Origin of the sequence: Pannonibacter sp., from assembly GCF_051860505.1 — a bacterium.
In the GTDB taxonomy this organism is placed as follows: Bacteria; Pseudomonadota; Alphaproteobacteria; order Rhizobiales; family Stappiaceae; genus Pannonibacter.
Genome location: NZ_JBHYDX010000027.1, coordinates 1 through 18156 on the forward strand (window position 1 = coordinate 1; position 18156 = coordinate 18156).

Genomic DNA, 18156 nt, shown 5'->3' on the forward strand with positions numbered 1-18156 from the left:
CTCGGCACCACCTCGGTCTATGTCACCCATGACCAGCTCGAGGCCATGACGCTCGCCGACCGGCTCGTCGTGCTCAATGGCGGCGCCATCGAGCAGATCGGCGATCCGATCTCGGTCTATGAACAGCCCGCCTCCACCTTCGTTGCCTCCTTCATCGGCTCGCCGGCCATGAACCTGATCCCGGTCAGCCTGCGTGACGGCCGCGCAACCCTCGACAGCGAAACGGCAGCAGGCGGCTCCGGCCTTACCGGGCCTGACCTTGCCAATGGAGCTGGCTATACGCTGGGCGTGCGTCCCGAGCACTTCGTGCCGGCAAGCGAACGGCCCGCCGGTCCCGGCGACCTCAGCCTCACCGTCACCACCACCGTGCTCGAACCCGTCGGCGCCGAGAGCTATCTCTATGCCAGCATCGGCGGGGAGCGCGCGGCAAATGGCGCAGCTGCAGGCGCAAACGGCGCAGTGGCAAACAGCGCGGCCGCGCATGTGGTCATCCGCGTCCCCGCCGCTGCCCGCCACCAGCCCGGCGAAGTCCTCGCCTTCACCGCCCCCGCCGACCGCCTCCACGCCTTCGACAAGGCAACCGGCAAACGCATCTTGCGCTGAAGCCCGCCAGACCGAACCCGGACCGAACCCTGAACCGAACCCAGAACCGAACGCACCCCACTCCCCCGGCCGCGACCCTTCACGCGCGCCGGGGTTTTTCGTGCCAAAAGGCGAGGGGCCAAATGAACGTTCGATCTTTTCATTTGCCGGCTTAACTTTACTATGAGCGACATGCATCTGTCAGAACACGACATTTTCGAGCGAAGCGCTTAACTCGGTCGCATTCCTGGCGTAGTCGTCCAACACACTATGACGGATTGATGACGTCCGGAGGACCGGACGCGCACCGGAGGGCGACCATGCACCCACTCCTGCTTCTGCTGCATCTGGCCGCTGCGGTCATGCTGCTTCTCTGGGCCGTGCGCATGGTGCGCACCGGCATGGAGCGGGCCTATGGCGCGGCCCTGCGCGATGGACTGCGCAAGGCCCAGGGCGGCGTGGCCGGCATGGCGCTGGCCGGGGCGGTGCTGGCGGTGCTGCTGCAGAGTTCAACCGCTGTTGGCCTGCTGGCCGCCGGCTTTGCCGCGACAGGTCTGCTGGGCGGCGCGGCAGGGCTTGCCGCGCTGATTGGTGCCGATGTCGGGTCGGCACTCGTCGTTCGGATCCTGTCGATGGATCTGTCTGCCCTCATCCCGGTGCTGATCCTTGTTGGCTGCGTGCTGTTCCTGAAGTTCGAAGGCCGGCAGCCGCGCCAGATCGGGCGTATCGTGCTTGGCATCGGCTTCGTGCTCCTGTCGCTGCAGATGATCGGTGAGGCCACAGCGCCGCTGAGGACAAGCCAGGCATTGCCGGCGGTGATTGGCTATCTGCAGGGCGATGCCCTGACCGCTTTCGCGCTCATTGCCCTCCTGACCTTCGGGCTGCATTCCTCGGTCGCGATGATCCTGCTGCTGGCGACCCTGGCCGGGGCAGGCGTGCTGCCGCCCGATGCCGCGCTGCCGATGGTGCTGGGAGCCAATCTCGGAGCCGGCTTCATCGCCGTCTGGCTGACCCGTGACATGGTGCCGGCAGCGCGCAGCATCCCGCTCGGCAATCTCATGGTGCGCGCCGTCGCTGCACTGTCCGCGCTGATCCTGCTTGCCCTCGTCCCGGTGAACCCGGACTGGCTGGGAACGGGCGCGGCCATGCAACTCGTCAACGCGCATCTTGCCTTCAACGGCGTGCTGGCGGTGCTGGCACTGCCATTGGTGCGTCCTGTACATCTCCTGGCGGAGCGGATGCTTAAAGAAAAGCCCGTGCCCGAGGTCCTGGCCAGCCAGCGGCCGCAAAGCGCCCTTGACCGATCGACGCTGGCCCTGCCTGGCCTCGCCCTGGCCTCCGTCAAGCGCGAGTTGCTGCTGATGGGGGAGACCGTTGAACAGATGTTCCGCCCTGTGATGGATCTGATGGCCGGGGCGGATGGCGAGCGTATCGGCGCAGTGCGCGAGCTGGACACCGAAGTCAACCGCCGCCACCGCGACATCAAACTGTTCATTGCCGAGATGACGCGGGGCAAGCTCAGCGAAGAGGACGCCCGGCGCGGACTGGAACTCACCGATGTTGCCATCAACATGGAACATATCGGTGACATCATCGCCAAGACCCTGCTGCCGCTGGCTGATGAAAAGAACCGCCTGCGCCTGAGTTTCTCCGAAGAAGGCTGGGCAGAGATGTTGCGGCTGCATGCCCGGGTTCTGGCCAACCTGCAGATGGCGATGAATGTGCTGATCTCGGGCGACACTCAATCGGCGCAGCAGCTGATGCGGGAAAAGGAAGCCATGCGCCAGCTCGAGCGCGACAGCCACGCCCGCCACCTGCAGCGGCTTCAGACCGGCAACGCCGACAGCATCGCCACCTCGAACATGCATCTGGAGGTCGTGCGGGCGTTCAAGGAGATCAATTCCCTGCTGGTGACCGTGGCACACCCGATCCTTGAGGAGCAGGGGCTGATGCTGAAGAGCCGGCTGGCGGAATCCGGCCAGGAGGCGGGAGAGGTGCTGCGCCTTGCCTGAGGCGCGTGCAGCCCCGCAAGGGGAGGGTCAATCCGGCAGTCGGATGACGAACAGCTTGCGCGTCGTCTCGACGACCTCCCAGATCCCTGAGAATCCGGGCTCGATAATGAAGCTGTCGCCCGCCCTGAGGTCCCGGACCGTGCCGCTGGCGTCGGTCAGGCGCGAGTGGCCGCTGAGGATCGAGCAGAATTCCCACTCGTCATAAGACACGCGCCACGCCCCCGGAGTGGATTGCCAGACGCCGGTAAACTGGCGGTCACCGTCCCGCGTCTCGACCAGCCACGTGGTGAACTGCGGCGAGCCCGACACGATCTTCCCGGGCGCCGGAGCGTCCGTTTCAGGCGTGGTCGAGGCAAGGTCGAAGGGAAGGAAGTGCTGCATGGGATTGTCCTGAACAGGTCGGTCGATTGATATGCACTGCAGGGCCCAAAGGTTCAAACGTGCTCCCGAGAGGTGATCAGGGCGAACGTGCCGGGCGCCACTGCACTGCATTCACAAAGTTCGGGGAACGCTACACGGGCATCCGAGGCCGCGCCAGACCTAAGGGGCCGACACGCGCAGGGACCAGGGCACGACCAGCAAAGACCTGAAAAACCAAAAGGCAGGTTCGTTGCCGAACCTGCCTTTGAAGTGGTGGAGCCAATCGGAATCGAACCGACGACCTCTTGAATGCCATTCAAGCGCTCTCCCAACTGAGCTATGGCCCCGTGTCTCGCGCACCGGCTTGGGTACCGGCGTCTTGTGGAGCTGGCTTATAGAGGGGGTCTGCAGATTGATCAAGAGCTTGTTGGAAGTTTTTTCCGCACAGCCCTGTGGACAATCCCGACCCCCTTAAACCAGGACCGGCTAACCGCTTAACGGTCTGTATCGTCGTCGATTTCCAGCACGATGCCAGGCACGTCCTCGTCCTCTTCGTCCTCGACATCGATGAAGACGTCATCCACCGCATCGTCACCGATATCGGCTTCCTCGTCTTCTTCGAGATCCGGCACGACATCGCCCTCGACCTCGGCGTCGGCTTCCTCCAGCGTGACCAGCTCAGGGGCCGCCAGATCGACCTCGTCGTCCTCGTCCTCTTCCTGCACCACGACGCGGGCGGCTTTGGCGGCACGGGTGCTTGACACGATGTCAAACAGGGTGCCGCACTTCGGGCAGGTGATCGGGGTGCGATTCAGGTCGTAATATTTGGCGCCGCAGCCAGGGCACAGACGCTTTGTACCGAGTTCAGGTTTTGCCACCGTGCTTACCCTTTGTTCGAGCTTGAGGGGTGTCCAGAATGCCCTCGTGGGAGTGGCGCGGCCCGTAACGCCGTCGCGCCCATCTGTCAAAGGCTAAATGATCGGTCACGTTCTCTGAAGCATTCTCAGTCGGCGTACAAGCAAAAATTCGAGCTTCCCGCCTGCTGTTTGATGACGGACCGGTGCCCCCGTGATAGGAGTGACAACCTTTTTTGACCTACCAGCTTCCGGAAGCACCCATGTCGCACCATTCGTCACCCCGTCCCTTGCGGTCCCGTGCCGGTTCTGCCCTGCGCGGACGCATCCGTGTACCCGGTGACAAATCCGTCTCGCACCGCTCCCTGATGTTCGGTGCCCTGGCGCTTGGCCGCACCACCGTGACTGGCCTGCTCGAAGGCGAGGATGTCCTCAACACGGCCGGTGCGATGCGCGCGGCCGGTGCGCGCATCGAGAAGACAACTGACGGCATCTGGCTGATCGACGGCGTCGGCCTGGGCAACCTGATGGAGCCGGATCACGTCATCGATTTCGGCAATGCCGGCACCGGCGTTCGCCTCACTATGGGGATCTTCGGCACGCATCCGATTGCTGCGACCTTTGTCGGGGACGCCTCGCTGTCGCGTCGGCCGATGGGCCGGGTGCTGGATCCGCTGCGCCTGATGGGCACGCAGGTCGTCGCCCGGGTCGGCGACCGGCTGCCGCTGTCGATCCGTGGTGCTGAAGTGCCGGTGCCGATCACCTACCGGGTGCCGATGCCTTCGGCCCAGGTGAAGTCGGCAGTGCTGCTGGCCGGCCTCAATGCGCCGGGCGAGACCACCGTCATCGAGCCAATCGCCACGCGCGACCACACGGAAAAGATGATGGCCGGGTTCGGCGCCGACATTTCCGTCACCATCGATGACGCAGGCGCGCGCATCATCCGCCTGAAAGGCCAGCCGGACCTGAAGGCCCAGGCCATCGATGTGCCGGGTGATCCATCCTCCGCCGCCTTCCCGATTGTCGCCGCGCTGATCACGCCGGGCTCGGACATCACGGTCGAGAACGTGCTCCTCAACGAGCACCGCACCGGGCTCATCACCACGCTGATCGAGATGGGCGGCGACATCACCATCGAGAACGAGCGCATGGCAGGCGGCGAGCGCGTCGGCGACATTCGTGTGATTTACAGCAAGCTCAAAGGCGTTGCGGTTCCGGCCAGCCGCGCTCCGTCGATGATCGACGAGTATCCGGTGCTGGCCATTGCGGCCGCCTTTGCCGAAGGCGACACCTACATGCCGGGCCTCGACGAACTGCGCGTCAAGGAGTCTGATCGTCTCGCGGCTGTGGCGCGTGGACTGGAGGCCAACGGCATTCCCTGCCGAGAGGGAGAGACAGAGCTGACTGTTACAGGCGGCGCAAACCGCAAGGGCGGAGGCACGGTTGCAACCCATCTCGATCACCGAATTGCCATGAGCTTCCTGGTGCTGGGCATGGCCAGCGACACGGCCGTGACCGTGGACGATGGCGCCGTGATCGCCACAAGCTTCCCGACCTTCACCAGCCTGTTCACCGGGCTTGGCGCCGACATCACGGAACTCGAGGACGTCAGCGCATGATCATCGCCATCGATGGCCCGGCAGCGTCCGGCAAGGGAACCCTGGCCCGGCGGTTGGCAAGCCATTTCGGCCTGCGCCATCTGGATACAGGCCTGACCTACCGCGCCGTCGCCGCTGCGCTGCTGGCCAATGGCTTGCCGCTTGGCGACGAAGCCATTGCCGTCGACATTGCCCACCGGCTTGACCTTGGCCACATGGACCGCAGTGTGCTGTCAGCCCATGAGATCGGTGAGGCGGCATCCCGCATGGCTGTGCTGCCAGGTTTGCGTGAGGAACTGGTACGCCTGCAGCGAGCGTTTGCCATGGTTCCTCCCGGGGCTGTTCTCGATGGTCGAGACATCGGGACCGTTGTCTGCCCGGACGCGGATGTGAAGCTCTACATCACGGCAGCTCCGGAAGCACGGGCAAGGCGCCGGACAGCCGAGATCCTGTCCCAGGGCAAGGAAGCCGATTTTGTGTCTGTCCTTGAGGACCTGAAGCGGCGTGACGAGCGCGACCAGACCCGAGCCGTCGCTCCGTTGAAACAGGCCGCAGACGCGCACTTGCTTGATACGACCGAAATGGATATAGAGACGGCGTTCCGGGCGGCTGTGGATATCGTGACAGCCAACCGGGCTTCCTGAGCGAGCATCGCGACCAATGCCGTCTTGACGGCCCGCCAGACCGGTAGAGATCCGGGTGGCGGGGCGATGTGGTTTAAAGACCAGCATCCGGCTCCGCGATTGGCCAGCCCTACGCCCCCGGGCGTTTCGGCCTGATCGCCTCGGGACGCCGCCAACCTGCAGGCCAGTCTTGCAGAGTGGGAACAAGCGATTTTCAAGACGAGCCCGACCGCACGTCTTTTACTGGAAGACCCGGATCCTCCGGCTTCCGCCCGCCGGCCCATTCCCTCTGCGCATTGCAGGCTGGATGGCTGGAGCCAGAAAACGGCTCCCGGGAGGTGAAGGATCCGGACCACAACACAAACCCGCCGGCGCCCGCCAGAAATGGCACCAGGAGATTATATGAGCCAACTGAACCCCTCCACCGCGGATTTTGCGGCCCTTCTGAACGAGTCCTTTGCGACCAACGACCTCTATGAAGGGTCTGTCGTCAAGGGCCTCATCGTTGCCATCGAGAAGGACCTTGCCGTCATCGACGTCGGCCTCAAGGTGGAAGGCCGCGTGCCGCTGAAGGAATTCGGCGTCAAGGGCCGTGATAGCGAACTGAAGGTCGGCGACGAGGTCGAGGTCTACCTGGAGCGCGTCGAGAACGCCTTGGGTGAAGCTGTCCTGTCGCGCGAGAAGGCTCGCCGCGAAGAGAGCTGGGTCCGTCTCGAAGTCTCCTTCGAAAAGGGCGACAAGGTTACCGGCCAGATCTTCAACCAGGTCAAGGGCGGCTTCACCGTCGATCTCGACGGCGCCGTGGCCTTCCTGCCGCGTTCGCAGGTCGATATCCGTCCGGTGCGCGACGTTACCCCGCTGATGCACACCCCGCAGCCGTTCCAGATCCTCAAGATGGACAAGCGCCGCGGCAACATCGTGGTCTCGCGCCGCGTCGTTCTGGAAGAAACCCGCGCCGAACAGCGTTCGGAACTGGTCCAGAGCCTCGAGGAAGGCCAGACCGTGGAAGGCGTCGTCAAGAACATCACCGACTATGGTGCGTTCGTCGACCTCGGCGGCATCGATGGCCTGCTGCACGTCACCGACATTGCGTGGCGCCGTATCAACCATCCGTCGGAAGTGCTGTCCATCGGCCAGACCGTCCGCGTCCAGATCATCCGCGTCAACCAGGACACCCATCGTATCAGCCTCGGCATGAAGCAGCTTGAGACCGATCCGTGGGATGGCATCGAAGCCAAGTACCCGATCGACGCCAAGTTCTCGGGCCGCGTGACCAACATCACCGATTACGGCGCGTTCGTCGAGCTGGAGCCGGGCATCGAAGGCCTGATCCACGTGTCCGAAATGTCCTGGACCAAGAAGAACGTCCATCCGGGCAAGATCGTTTCGACCTCGCAGGAAGTCGACGTCATGGTCCTGGAAGTCGATCCGGTCAAGCGCCGCATCTCGCTGGGCCTCAAGCAGACCCTGCAGAACCCGTGGGATGCTTTCGCAGAGCGCTTCCCGGTCAACACGGAAGTCGAAGGCGAAGTCAAGAACAAGACCGAGTTCGGCCTGTTCATCGGCCTCGACGGCGACGTGGACGGCATGGTGCACCTGTCCGACCTCGACTGGAACCGTCCGGGCGAGCAGGTCATCGAAGAGTACAAGAAGGGCGACATGGTCAAGGCCGTGGTGCTCGACGTCGACGTGGAGAAGGAGCGTATTTCGCTCGGTATCAAGCAGCTCGGCGGTGATCCGTTCGAGTCCGCCGCTGCCGGTGAAGTCCGCAAGAACGCCATCGTCACCTGCGAAGTCATCGAGGTGAAGGAAGGCGGCCTGGAAGTTAAGCTCGCAGACAGCGACCTGACCTCCTTCATCCGCCGCGCCGACCTGTCCCGTGACCGCGCTGAACAGCGTCCGGAGCGCTTCTCGGTTGGCGAGAAGATCGACGCACGCATCACCCAGTTCGACAAGAAGACCCGTCGCGTCTCTGTCTCGATCAAGGCGCTGGAAATCGCCGAAGAGAAGGAAGCAGTCGCACAGTACGGTTCGTCCGACTCGGGCGCTTCGCTGGGCGACATCCTGAGCGCAGCTCTGAAGGCTCGCGACGAGGACTAATCCTCTCGCAAGGTCTCAAGTCTTGAACATGAAACGGCCCGGGCAATCGCCCGGGCCGTTTTTCTTTTTGATCCTCCATCGAACTTCCACAAGGCCTGGCGCTACAGTCGGAGACATTCCGTTGCCGATTGTGAAGGCAGGCTCGCTCGCCAACCTGCATTTGCAGGTGTAGTGTCCGGGCACACTCACCGCTTCGGACCCGACATGATCCGCTTTGATCTCAATCCCCGCCTCGAAGGCGACAGCCTGCCCGTGGCGGACCTCCCTCTCTGCGCCGTCCGGCTGATGAAAGATGCCAATTACCCCTGGCTGATGCTGATCCCCCGCCAGGCGGATCTCGTCGAGATTACCGATCTGACACAACCGGACCGATTGCAACTGATGGATGAAATTGCCGCGTGTGCCGATGCACTCAAGGCTGTCACGGCTTGCGACAAGATCAACATCGGCGCACTTGGCAACGTGGTGTCCCAGTTGCATGTACATGTGATCGCCCGGTTCCGCAGTGATGCCGCCTGGCCGAACCCGGTCTGGGGCGCAGCACCCGCCCGAACCTACGAGCCTGCTGAACTGACGGCACTGACCGAAAGACTGCGCCCCTTGCTGCCTGCCTGACCATTTCTTGAGGGAGAAACCTATGGCACTGGATGCCTATGCCCTGGCAACCCAGCCGGGCGGCATGAGCTTCATCGTCAACCCGCTCGACCGCTGCGCCGAACGGCGGGGCGACTCCGAGTGGCTTGCCCGCCTGATGCAACAGGACGATGCCCGGTTCGTTGTAGCCACCGCCGGCAAGCTGGTGCTGCGCCGTGATCAGGCCAGCATGCGCCACACGCAGGTGGAAGCCGCAGCTCTTGGCCAGAGCGCGGCAGAAACAGCGTTTCTCGGGCTTGAACCCTCAGGCGCTCCGTTGTTTGCCTGCACCGCAACGCTTTCCGATGAAGAACTCGAGATCCGCAATGAACTTGAGGTCATCGACCTGCGCAGCCTGGCGCTGCGCCGTGACCTGCCCGAAGCCGATATCGGTGCCCTCGCTCAGGCCCGCGCCTTGACGCATTGGCATCTCAGCCACCAGTTCTGCTCACGCTGCGGCGAAAAAACCGCAATGGCCGAGGCCGGCTACCGCCGCGACTGCCCCGCGTGCCAGACCCCGCATTTTCCGCGCACGGATCCTGTGGTGATCATGCTCATCACCCATGGTGACCTCGTCCTGCTGGGCCGTCCGCCGCGGCTGGCTGAAGGCGTCTACACCACGCTGGCCGGGTTCATGGAACCGGGTGAAACCATTGAGGATGCGGTCAGGCGTGAGACATACGAGGAATCTCGTGTGTGTGTCGACAACGTCCGGCTGGTTTTGAACCAGCCGTGGCCTTTTCCGGCCAACCTCATGCTTGGCTGCACGGGCGAAGCGCTGACAACGGACATCGAAATCGCACAGGACGAACTGGAAGCCTGCCGCTGGTACAGCCGGGCCGAGGTGGAGACCATGTTGGCCGGGACGCATCCCGAAGGACACCGCATTCCGCCGGGCATTTCCATTGCCCATCACCTGATCCTCGGTTGGCTACAGGAAACAGCATCGTGACATACTGCGTGTATCTCACCCATCCAGAAGTACAGATCGATCCAGCCGTGCCCGTACCGGACTGGGGCCTGTCGGATGTCGGCCGCGAGCGGGCAAAGCGCGCGCCTCTGCTCGACTGGGCCTCCGGCATTCGTCATGTCATCTCCAGCGGCGAGCGCAAGGCCATCGAAACAGCCGAACTCTTCGCCGCAGCTTTCGGTCTCAAGGTTGGTATCGTCGAGGCAACCCATGAGAATGATCGATCCGCAACGGGCTTCTTGCCGCCACCGGAGTTTCAGGAGGTTGCCAACGCTTTCTTTGCTGCACCGGAGCAGAGCATTCGCGGCTGGGAACGGGCGGTCGACGCGCAAACGCGCATCGTCACTGCCGTCCGCAGCACCCTTGCACAGCTTCCGCCTGGCGAGCCCGTCCTGTTCAGCGGTCATGGCGGTGTCGGGACGCTGCTGAAATGCCATCTGCTTGGCGTGCCGATCGCACGGCTGCATGATCAGTCCTCAGGTGGCAACTGGTACGTCTTCGATCCTGCCGATCTTGATCGACGGGCAGCGCTTTCGCTGGGCTGGTCGGCACTTTGATCCGGGTCTGCCGCCTGTTATTTCATCCAAGACGGGTCCAGGCTCTGGCCTAATCATCTGGTTCGGGCGACCATGACCTTGTCTGTTCAAACCGGATTGCCCATGCCCAGCTTGCCGACCCGTGTCCTGAGCTTCCTCGCCTTTCTGGTTTGCGCCATGCCGGCGCATTCTGCCTATGAGTCCGAGTTTGCTGCCTTCCTGACGCAGAAGGTGATCCCAGTCGCCCGCGCGGCCGGCGTGCCGGATACAGTCCTCCAGCGGGAACTGGCTGGCCTGAAGCCCAACACGGACTTGCCAGGCTTGGGCCGCCCGGACAAGCCGGAAGCGCCAGCGCAGGTCAATTTCCAGGCGGAGTTCCGCGCGCCGGCCGGCTATTTCAAGGACAGTCAATTCCGCGCGCTGGCCGGCCCCGGCCGCGCCCTGGCGCAGAAACATGCCGATACCTTAAAGGCGATCGAGGCACGATATGGCGTGCCACGTCGGATCCTGCTGGCGATCTGGGCTCGCGAAAGCGGCTATGGCGCGGCCAAGATCCCGCATGACGGCTTACAGACAGTTGCGACCCGCGCCTTCATGGGCGAAAGGCGCGCGTTCTTTCTCGGCGAGACCGTTGCTGCCCTAAAGATACTCGCCGATGGCCACATTACCCGGTCCGAGCTGAAAAGCTCCTGGGGCGGAGCGATGGGGCAACCTCAGTTCCTACCCTCGTCCTTCCTCGCCTATGCCGTTGACTTCGACGGGGATGGCCGCCGCGACATCTGGCGCTCCGTGCCCGACACACTGGCGTCGATCGCCAATTACCTGCAGCAGAAAGGCTGGGTTGCCGGGCGCGACTGGGGCTATGAGGTGGTCCTCCCACCAAGTGTATCTTGCAGTCGCGAGGGCCCGGACCAGCGCGAGCCAATCGCCAGCTTCGTCAAGGCAGGCGTGAAACGGGCCAGTGGCAAGGCCTTTCCGGATGCAGAACTGCGCCGCGAGGCCAATATTCTAATGCCCGCCGGACGGCTCGGCCCAGCTTTTCTTGCCACCGAGAATTTCTACGTTCTCAAGGCCTATAACGAGAGTGACGTCTATGCCTTGTTTGTCGGACATCTGGCGGACCGCTACAGCTCAGATGCGGGGTTCATCACAGCCTGGCAGGAAAGCCCGCACATGTCGCGCGGCAAGGTGCGGGACATGCAGCTGAATATGCAGAAGGCTGGATATGACGTTGGCAAGCCGGATGGCCTGATCGGCTTCAAGACACGGCGGTCGCTCGGCATGATCCAGGAAAAAGCCGGTCGGCCAGCCACCTGCTGGATCGAATGAGCCGCCTGCTTATCCCTGCACCACCGGCCGCATCACCACCCGCGGCATCCTATGGCGGGCAGCCAAGCCATGACCTGGAGGGGGGCAGTTCGCGTTCGCCCGAACCGTCTGGCGGAGCGCCGGCTTCGGCCGACAACGGGGGCATTTCGCCGTCGAGACGCGCACGAACAGGGTCGGTCAGAACCGGGAGGCGCGACGGATCAAGCGTCAGTAACCCCTCATTGCCATCTCTTCCCAGCCTCGCGGGATCGGGCCATTCTCAAGAGAGACTTCGAGTGTTCGAGAGGGTGGACCGCACCCTCCGTTCGTATCCAGCCGCGCGCCAGATGCCGGATAAGCGGCCAAGAAAGCCCCAAGCGCAGTTCTGCCCTCCCCCGCAGCAGACTTGCCGCAACGACCCTGGGACAAGCAGGCCGCACAAGCGTGAAAGCCAAGGCAAACCCTTGGGGTGACAGCGGTGTGTCAGAAGCTGCCTGGCCGGATCTTCAAACAATCCCCGATACAAGACAGGGGTTGACCGTCGCCGGGGCTGGCCTTCCGACCGAGCCCGCGACGTTCAGCTGGCGTGGCGGCTGGCGTCGGCCCCGTAGTAGTTCACATAGCGGGCATTGAGGGCTGAAACCGGCATCACGATCAGGACATCGGTGGTGCCAAACTGATGATCGATGACCGCCCCGTCGCCAATATAGGCTCCCAATCGCAAATAGCCCTTGATCAACGGCGGCAAGTCGCGCAACGCGGCCTTCTCGCTGAGATCTTCCTTCGCAAGCCGGTTCATCTCGACATATCGCTCTGGCAGCGCCCTCACCCGCCAGCTTTCCGGAGCTCTTGCATGATGATGCAGGAACGACAGCTGGCCTGCGATCTGGTCTGGCTCCGTGCCCTCGATCGAGGCGCAACCGATCATCACGTCGATCCTGTTCTGCAAAACATACGACCAGATGCCGTGCCACAGAAGCTCGACGGTGCGTTTATTACGATAAGGCTTCAAGACGCAGGAGCGGCCAAGTTCCAGGAAGTTGAGCCCTGGGTTGGCGTCAATCAGTGGCTGGATGTCATATTCGCCCGAGGTGTAAAATCCGCCGTGCCGATTTGCGACATCCTGGCGAAGCAGGCGGTACGTGCCGACGATTTGCGGCTGCAATCGGCCAAGTTTGTTGCGCTTCAGGCAGGCATGATCAATGACCAGCATGTGATCGCAAATCGCATCGAAGGGATCGAAGTCCCGCTTGGAGGCGAGGGTCTGCGCATCCGCGATTGCCGACATTTCTTCATAGAAGACATTGTAGCGCAACCGTTGCGCTGCCTTGACTTCCTTGGCACTGCGCGCGATCCGAACTTCAAGTGAGCCGATCCGCCCGAGCGTCGCACGCTCCGGAAGGAGCGCCAGGCTCGACTTCAAGGGGCGGGATAGCCCCGGAAACCAGCGCCCAGCTGCGCCGGGATCCCGGCGCAATGGTGTGAACTTCTCGACGAGTTTCATCGGAGAAAAAATGCCCGACCGCACCATGTGTGTTCGGTCCCCTTGCTTGCTTCGGTCGTTTCCACCGGCGCCCGGCTTGCATCCTGTCGGAATGGCAGGGCTTTGTTATATCCACGCCGCCACCCTGGCAGCGCTTTTCTGTGACGCGGACAAGTCCGCCTGCAGCGTGCCGCCCCCCCCGGACGAAAGAACGCGAACCGTCCACCTCAGTTGATTGCATCCACCAAGATGGCCTTGCCGTAGCCTTCAGTCCAATCCTCTTGCCGCGATTTCAGCCCGATCACGGGGAAGCGGTTTCAGCCCGAAAGGTCACGCATATGTCGTGACATCCTGTCACGACCCTAGCCATCAACTGGACCACAGTTTCTCAACAGTAACATGACAGACTGGTTACCGCATCTCTTTCGCCCCGGAACCGGACGAGTTCAAGGTCTGGCCTGCCGGAAAGACTGGGAACGGGCCGGCAGCAGCGATCCGGCATTTGCTGCTCTGGGGAAAAGCGACGCTGCGCACCAGGCAACAGCGTGCTCCTTACGTTATGGAACAGCGCGGTGGCGATCAATCAAACAGGGAAGCAAATGAGGGGGACAGCGACTCAGCCAGACGAACCGAGCCGACCGAGTTCCTCGGCCACAGCCGTTTGGTTCAGCGGCTTGGTGAGATAGCCGGCCACCCCGAGTTCCCTGGCCCGTTCGCGGGCAGCCGGCATCACATCAGCCGTGACAACCAGGATGGGCACCGGGGATGCGCCACTCTCGGCTTCCCTTGCCCGAATGGCAGCGATTGCGCCAAAACCATCGAGACCAGGCATGTGCAGATCCATCAAGATGGCATCAAAACTGCCGCGATTGGCCGCCGCGACCGCTTCATGGCCGTTGGTGGCCAGTTCCGTTTCATGTCCAAGCTTGCGCAACAGAGCTTCGCCCAGCAACCGGTTGATATCATTGTCTTCTGCAAGGAGGAGGCGCAGCGGGCGGAGAGGAGCCAACTGCCGGTCCGCGCTGGATACCGGCGGAAAGGAAGCATTCCCGGTTCGGCCCGTGCCGATCGCTTCAGCCAAGTCCCAGTTTGTCGCTTGATTGTCCTCAGCCATACAGCTGTCTTTCGCCTCTCCCGCGCCGTCGTTCGGGCCGAGCAACGCGGTCAAAGTGCGCACAAGGGTCTGGCAGCGGACTGGCCGGATCAGATAGGCGGCAAAGCCGGCGCTGCGCAGGCGGTCGACACGTTCGCGCTCCGTCGGCGTGATCAGGACGATGGCCGGCGCCTGGCATCCTGCAGCGCGAGCTCCGGCAAGCCAGCCGGCACCATCGCTGACGGAGCCATAGTCGAGCAGCACAAGATCGGCAACTGCCAGCCTTTCCATCAGTACCGGATCCCCGGGCAGGACCCGGCTGACAGAAGCCTCGTAGGCCGTGAGATGCCGCGACAGAGCAGCCGCTTCGACTTGACCTGCGGATACTATAACGATTTGCCTGCCCCGGATCTCCGGCCAGGTTCGCCCTTGAACCGGGACCTCCGGAATTGGAAGGCGCACAACGAAGGTTGCCCCGTTGCCCTCTTCGCCCTCAGCGGCAATGCTACCCGCCATGAGTGTGACCAGCCTCTGCACGATGGCCAGTCCGAGCCCTGTGCCCCCGTACCGCCGGGAGGGGCCATGGTCGACTTGCTCGAACTCACCAAACATGCGGGCTGTATCTTCGGGCGCGAAGCCAATTCCCGTATCCGCAACAGTAAGAACCAACTCGCCGCCACCGGAGACGCTTTCGGCAGCAGCAATATCGATGCAAACCCCGCCGCGTTCCGTGAATTTGACGCCGTTCCCGGTCAGATTGTACAGGATCTGGCGCAATCGGCTCGCATCCACCGTGACCTCATCCGGCACGCTCGGGGCAATCGTCAGCGCGATTTCCAGTCCCTTGGCCTGGGCTCTCGGGGCAAGCAATTCCACAACCTGCTCGCACAGGGGCTCCAGGGCACAAGGCTCCGGATGGATTGCAAGGCGTCCTGCCTCGGCACGGGAGAAGTCCAGCAGTTCATCGATCAGCAGGAGCAGCGTTTCGCCGGAGGTCTTGAGCGCATCCGTATAGGCGGCCTGCTCGGGGCTGAGCCTTGTGTCGCGCAACAGCGCCGCCATGCCGAGAATGCCGTTCAAAGGCGTGCGGATTTCATGACTGACCGTCGCCAGAAACCGGGATTTGGCTTCACTTGCCGTTTCGGCGGAATTGCGAGCCGCAAGAAGTTCTTCTTCCATCAGCCGCCGATCGGTAACATCCCGCAACAGCGTCTGGATCAGGGGCGCATCACGGGATCCATCACGCACGGTGACGTCAAGACGGGAAAACCACCGGGGACCGTATCGGGTTTCGAGCATGATATCGCCGAATGCGACGTCTCCAGCCGGGGTGCCAGCGGTGTCCTTTGCTACGGCCAAAGGCAAATGCAAGGGCTGACCAGGCTGCGGCATGGCCTCGGCCCGGAACAGTGCCTGCGCGGCAGGACTGACATAGAGAACCGTACCGGTCATATTGCGCCGGATGACAACATCGCCGAGCGCCTGGAGGATACTGGCCTGCCGCTCAGCCGCCTCCCGCAGTTCCCAAGCCTGGTCTTCGACCGCCTCCAGACGCTGACGCAGGTCCTGCCGATCTGCTTCCACCGCATTTTTTGCTTGTGCCTGCCGTTCACTGTCGTCCCGGGCCAACAGGTACATCGCAAGAGCGCCGCCAAGAAACGCAAGCACCACAGCTGCCAATCGCTCGAAAACACCTCCGCTGACAAGTAAAAGTGCGCAAAGCGGTGCCAGGGCAACACCAAGACCGGGGGCAATTGCTGCAATACGGGACATAACTCTTGCCCGTCCCTCCGTCTTGCCATCGGGGTCGATACCCGGTTTGGCCAGGGTTCCCGGCTGCTCCGCTTCCAGGCACGTCTCCTGCGGCATGTCTGTGTCCACGTGCGCCGAAGGCGCAGTTTCCCGCTGCAGATCCATGTCCCCGCATTGGTCTTGCCCCGGCGATCCGCCGGAGCCAGGGTGACAGGCTTCATCCGGATTGATGCCAGAACCTGGTCTTCCAGCGACCTTTTGCTCCAGGTTTTCAGACTTTGCCTGCGATTGTGCTCTGGTCCTGTCGCTCTGGCCCGTCATATCGCTTTCCCCATCGACATCGCCGCAACGGCGACATCGGCTGATTCCCGTTGCTGCCAGAGTGCCTGCAAAACCCTTTCGGAAACCCTTTCGCAGGGTGCTTCGGACAGGGCTCACCCGCACGTTTGCTGCCGGGGCATGCCTTGACGCCTGTCGCCGGGAAAAATTGCTCGTCTTCACATGTCAAAGAACAGGCTGGACCATTGTCCCGCCGATCCGCCCACAGGATTTGCGCAGCCGGGCGGCGGGCAGCTGCCGCAACTCGTCACTGTCATGCAGCCTGTCGAAGCACCGTCTCGCCGCGCAAACTCAGGGCTTCTGCGAGATGCAAACGGCTGACGGTGTCCGCACCATCCAGATCAGCAAGCGTCCGCCCCAGCTTCAGCACCCGGTGATAGCCGCGCGCACTCAACGCCAGTGTGTTGGCCGCGTCGGTCAGGAAACTGCGGCCTGCCGCATCCATGCCAGTCATCTCATCCACCAGTCCGGCCGGCAGGCGGGCGTTGGGACACTCCCCGAGCCCGAGCGCGCGCGACCGGTTGCGCTGGATGTCACGCGCCATGGCAACCCGGGCGGCGACGCTGGCCGAACTTTCCGCCTTCCCCGGCGCGAGCAAGTCGGAAGCCGATACAGCCGGCACTTCGATACGCAGGTCGATCCGGTCCAGAAATGGTCCGGAGACACGCCCCTGATACTCGATGGCGCAGCGCGGCCCCCTGCGGCAGACATGGCCCGGCTCGCCGGCATAGCCGCAGCGGCAGGGATTCATGGCCGTGATCAACTGGATGCGCGAGGGATAGGTTACCCGGTGATTTGCCCGGGCAATCACAGTCTCCCCCGTTTCAAGGGGCTGACGCAGACTGTCGAGCACCTGCGGCTGGAACTCCGGCAACTCGTCGAGAAACAGCACGCCGTTGTGCGCGAGCGAGACCTCACCTGGACGCGCCCTGAGACCACCGCCGACGAGAGCGGCCATCGATGCGGAATGATGCGGCGCGCGGAACGGCCTGCGGTCAGTCAGACGCCCGTCCGCCAGTTCCCCGGCCAGGGAGGCGATCATCGACACCTCGAGCAACTCGCGCGGGCTGAGCGGTGGCAGCAGCGACGGCAGGCGGCTTGCCAGCATTGATTTACCGGCGCCCGGAGGGCCGACCATCAGAAGATTGTGGCCGCCGGCAGCAGCAATCTCCAGCGCTCGTTTCGCACTCTCCTGGCCCTTGACGTCTGCAAGATCAGGCAGATCGCCCGCCGGCCCGCGCAGTTTCGGCGCCGGTCGCGACAAGACCTGCGTGCCCTTGAAGTGATTGGCCAGCTGGATCAGCGAGCGCGGCGCCAGGATGCTCATCTCGCTGTCGGCCCAGGCCGCTTCCGGTCCGCAATCTGCCGGACAGATCAGCCCCTTGCCAAGCCCGTTGGCCCCGATTGCCGCCGGCAACACGCCGGCTACGGGCGCCAGCCGACCATCAAGCCCCAGTTCACCGAGCACGACATAATCGGCAAGCATGTCAGCGGGAATGGCGCCAATCGCTGCCATAATGCCGAGCGCAATCGGCAAGTCATAATGCGATCCCTCTTTCGGCAGATCTGCGGGCGCCAGATTGACGGTGACCCGCTTGGCGGGCAACGCCAGGCCGGAAGCCAGAAGCGCCGCCCTAACCCGTTCCCGGCTTTCGCCAACGGCCTTGTCCGGAAGGCCTACGATGGTAAAGGCAACCATGCCCGGTCCGACCATGACCTGCACATCGACCGGAACGGCTTCGATACCCTGGAACGCGACAGTTGTTACGCGACTGACCATACCCCAACTCCCCGAAAGGTCGAGGAAGACGATACGGCAACTTTTCGGAGAGTCAAGAACGTAAAGAGAACATTAATTCATCGCCGACCTCTTGCCGTCGCCTGAAAACCAGCGCAGCATGAGACGGCTTAGG

General features: G+C 63.1%; 13 protein-coding genes, 1 tRNA gene and 1 pseudogene. 9 read left to right on the forward strand and 6 right to left on the reverse strand.

Going from position 1 to position 18156, the window contains the following annotated elements; all coding sequences use genetic code 11:
- Together ACTIFE_RS16990 and ACTIFE_RS16995 are read left to right on the forward strand one after the other, a co-directional pair.
- A pseudogene (locus ACTIFE_RS16990) lies at nt 1–603 on the forward strand (hypothetical protein); the annotation flags it as partial.
- 299 nt (nt 604–902) lie between these two features.
- Entirely contained in the window at nt 903–2594 is a 1692-nt protein-coding gene (locus ACTIFE_RS16995) for a Na/Pi cotransporter family protein (protein WP_439530351.1), read from the forward strand.
- 27 nt (nt 2595–2621) lie between these two features.
- Here the strand turns inward: ACTIFE_RS16995 and ACTIFE_RS17000 are convergent, their stop codons facing one another.
- From ACTIFE_RS17000 to ACTIFE_RS17010, 3 genes are all read right to left on the reverse strand, one after another.
- Nucleotides 2622–2975 (reverse strand): cupin domain-containing protein, encoded by a 354-nt coding sequence (locus tag ACTIFE_RS17000; protein ID WP_439530352.1) that lies wholly within the window; start codon nt 2973–2975, stop codon nt 2622–2624.
- Nucleotides 2976–3225: 250 nt separating this feature from the next.
- Nucleotides 3226–3301: transfer RNA gene (locus ACTIFE_RS17005), tRNA-Ala, on the reverse strand.
- A gap of 147 nt (nt 3302–3448) precedes the next feature.
- The gene (locus tag ACTIFE_RS17010; protein WP_439530353.1) at nt 3449–3832 is read right to left on the reverse strand and encodes a TIGR02300 family protein; all 384 of its coding nucleotides are present in this window, start codon (nt 3830–3832) and stop codon (nt 3449–3451) included.
- Between the two features lie 239 nt (nt 3833–4071).
- Here ACTIFE_RS17010 and aroA point away from each other — a divergent pair, with 239 nt between their 5' ends.
- The 7 genes from aroA to ACTIFE_RS17045 all read left to right on the forward strand — a co-directional run bounded on the left by aroA (nt 4072) and on the right by ACTIFE_RS17045 (nt 11597).
- Nucleotides 4072–5427 (forward strand): 3-phosphoshikimate 1-carboxyvinyltransferase, encoded by a 1356-nt coding sequence (aroA, locus tag ACTIFE_RS17015; protein WP_439530354.1) that lies wholly within the window; start codon nt 4072–4074, stop codon nt 5425–5427.
- Nucleotides 5424–6050: a (d)CMP kinase gene (cmk, locus tag ACTIFE_RS17020; protein ID WP_439530355.1), complete on the forward strand. Its 627-nt coding sequence runs from the start codon at nt 5424–5426 to the stop codon at nt 6048–6050. Before aroA ends, cmk begins: the two co-directional genes overlap by 4 nt.
- Before the next feature lie 381 nt (nt 6051–6431).
- A complete protein-coding gene (gene rpsA, locus ACTIFE_RS17025) occupies nt 6432–8129 on the forward strand; it encodes a 30S ribosomal protein S1 (protein WP_439530356.1) in 1698 nt (565 codons plus the stop codon).
- A gap of 204 nt (nt 8130–8333) precedes the next feature.
- Nucleotides 8334–8744, forward strand: coding sequence for an HIT domain-containing protein (locus tag ACTIFE_RS17030; RefSeq protein WP_439530357.1), 411 nt, complete (start codon nt 8334–8336; stop codon nt 8742–8744).
- 22 nt (nt 8745–8766) lie between these two features.
- Complete coding sequence (gene nudC, locus ACTIFE_RS17035; RefSeq protein ID WP_439530358.1) at nt 8767–9714, forward strand: NAD(+) diphosphatase; 948 nt, start codon at nt 8767–8769, stop codon at nt 9712–9714.
- Nucleotides 9711–10289, forward strand: a complete 579-nt coding sequence (locus ACTIFE_RS17040) for a histidine phosphatase family protein (protein WP_439530359.1) — start codon at nt 9711–9713, stop codon at nt 10287–10289. The genes nudC and ACTIFE_RS17040 overlap by 4 nt, the downstream gene beginning before the upstream one ends.
- Before the next feature lie 102 nt (nt 10290–10391).
- Complete coding sequence (locus tag ACTIFE_RS17045) at nt 10392–11597, forward strand: lytic murein transglycosylase (protein ID WP_439530360.1); 1206 nt, start codon at nt 10392–10394, stop codon at nt 11595–11597.
- Nucleotides 11598–12153: 556 nt separating this feature from the next.
- Here ACTIFE_RS17045 and ACTIFE_RS17050 read toward each other — a convergent pair.
- The 3 genes from ACTIFE_RS17050 to ACTIFE_RS17060 all read right to left on the reverse strand — a co-directional run bounded on the left by ACTIFE_RS17050 (nt 12154) and on the right by ACTIFE_RS17060 (nt 18023).
- Nucleotides 12154–13080, reverse strand: a complete 927-nt coding sequence (locus ACTIFE_RS17050) for a GNAT family N-acetyltransferase (protein WP_439530361.1) — start codon at nt 13078–13080, stop codon at nt 12154–12156.
- Between the two features lie 595 nt (nt 13081–13675).
- Nucleotides 13676–16021 carry an ATP-binding protein gene (locus ACTIFE_RS17055; RefSeq protein WP_439530362.1) on the reverse strand — a complete coding sequence of 782 codons (2346 nt, stop codon included), beginning with the start codon at nt 16019–16021 and terminating at the stop codon, nt 13676–13678.
- Nucleotides 16022–16496: 475 nt separating this feature from the next.
- Nucleotides 16497–18023, reverse strand: a complete 1527-nt coding sequence (locus ACTIFE_RS17060) for a YifB family Mg chelatase-like AAA ATPase (RefSeq protein WP_439530363.1) — start codon at nt 18021–18023, stop codon at nt 16497–16499.
- Nucleotides 18024–18156 lie beyond the last annotated feature (133 nt).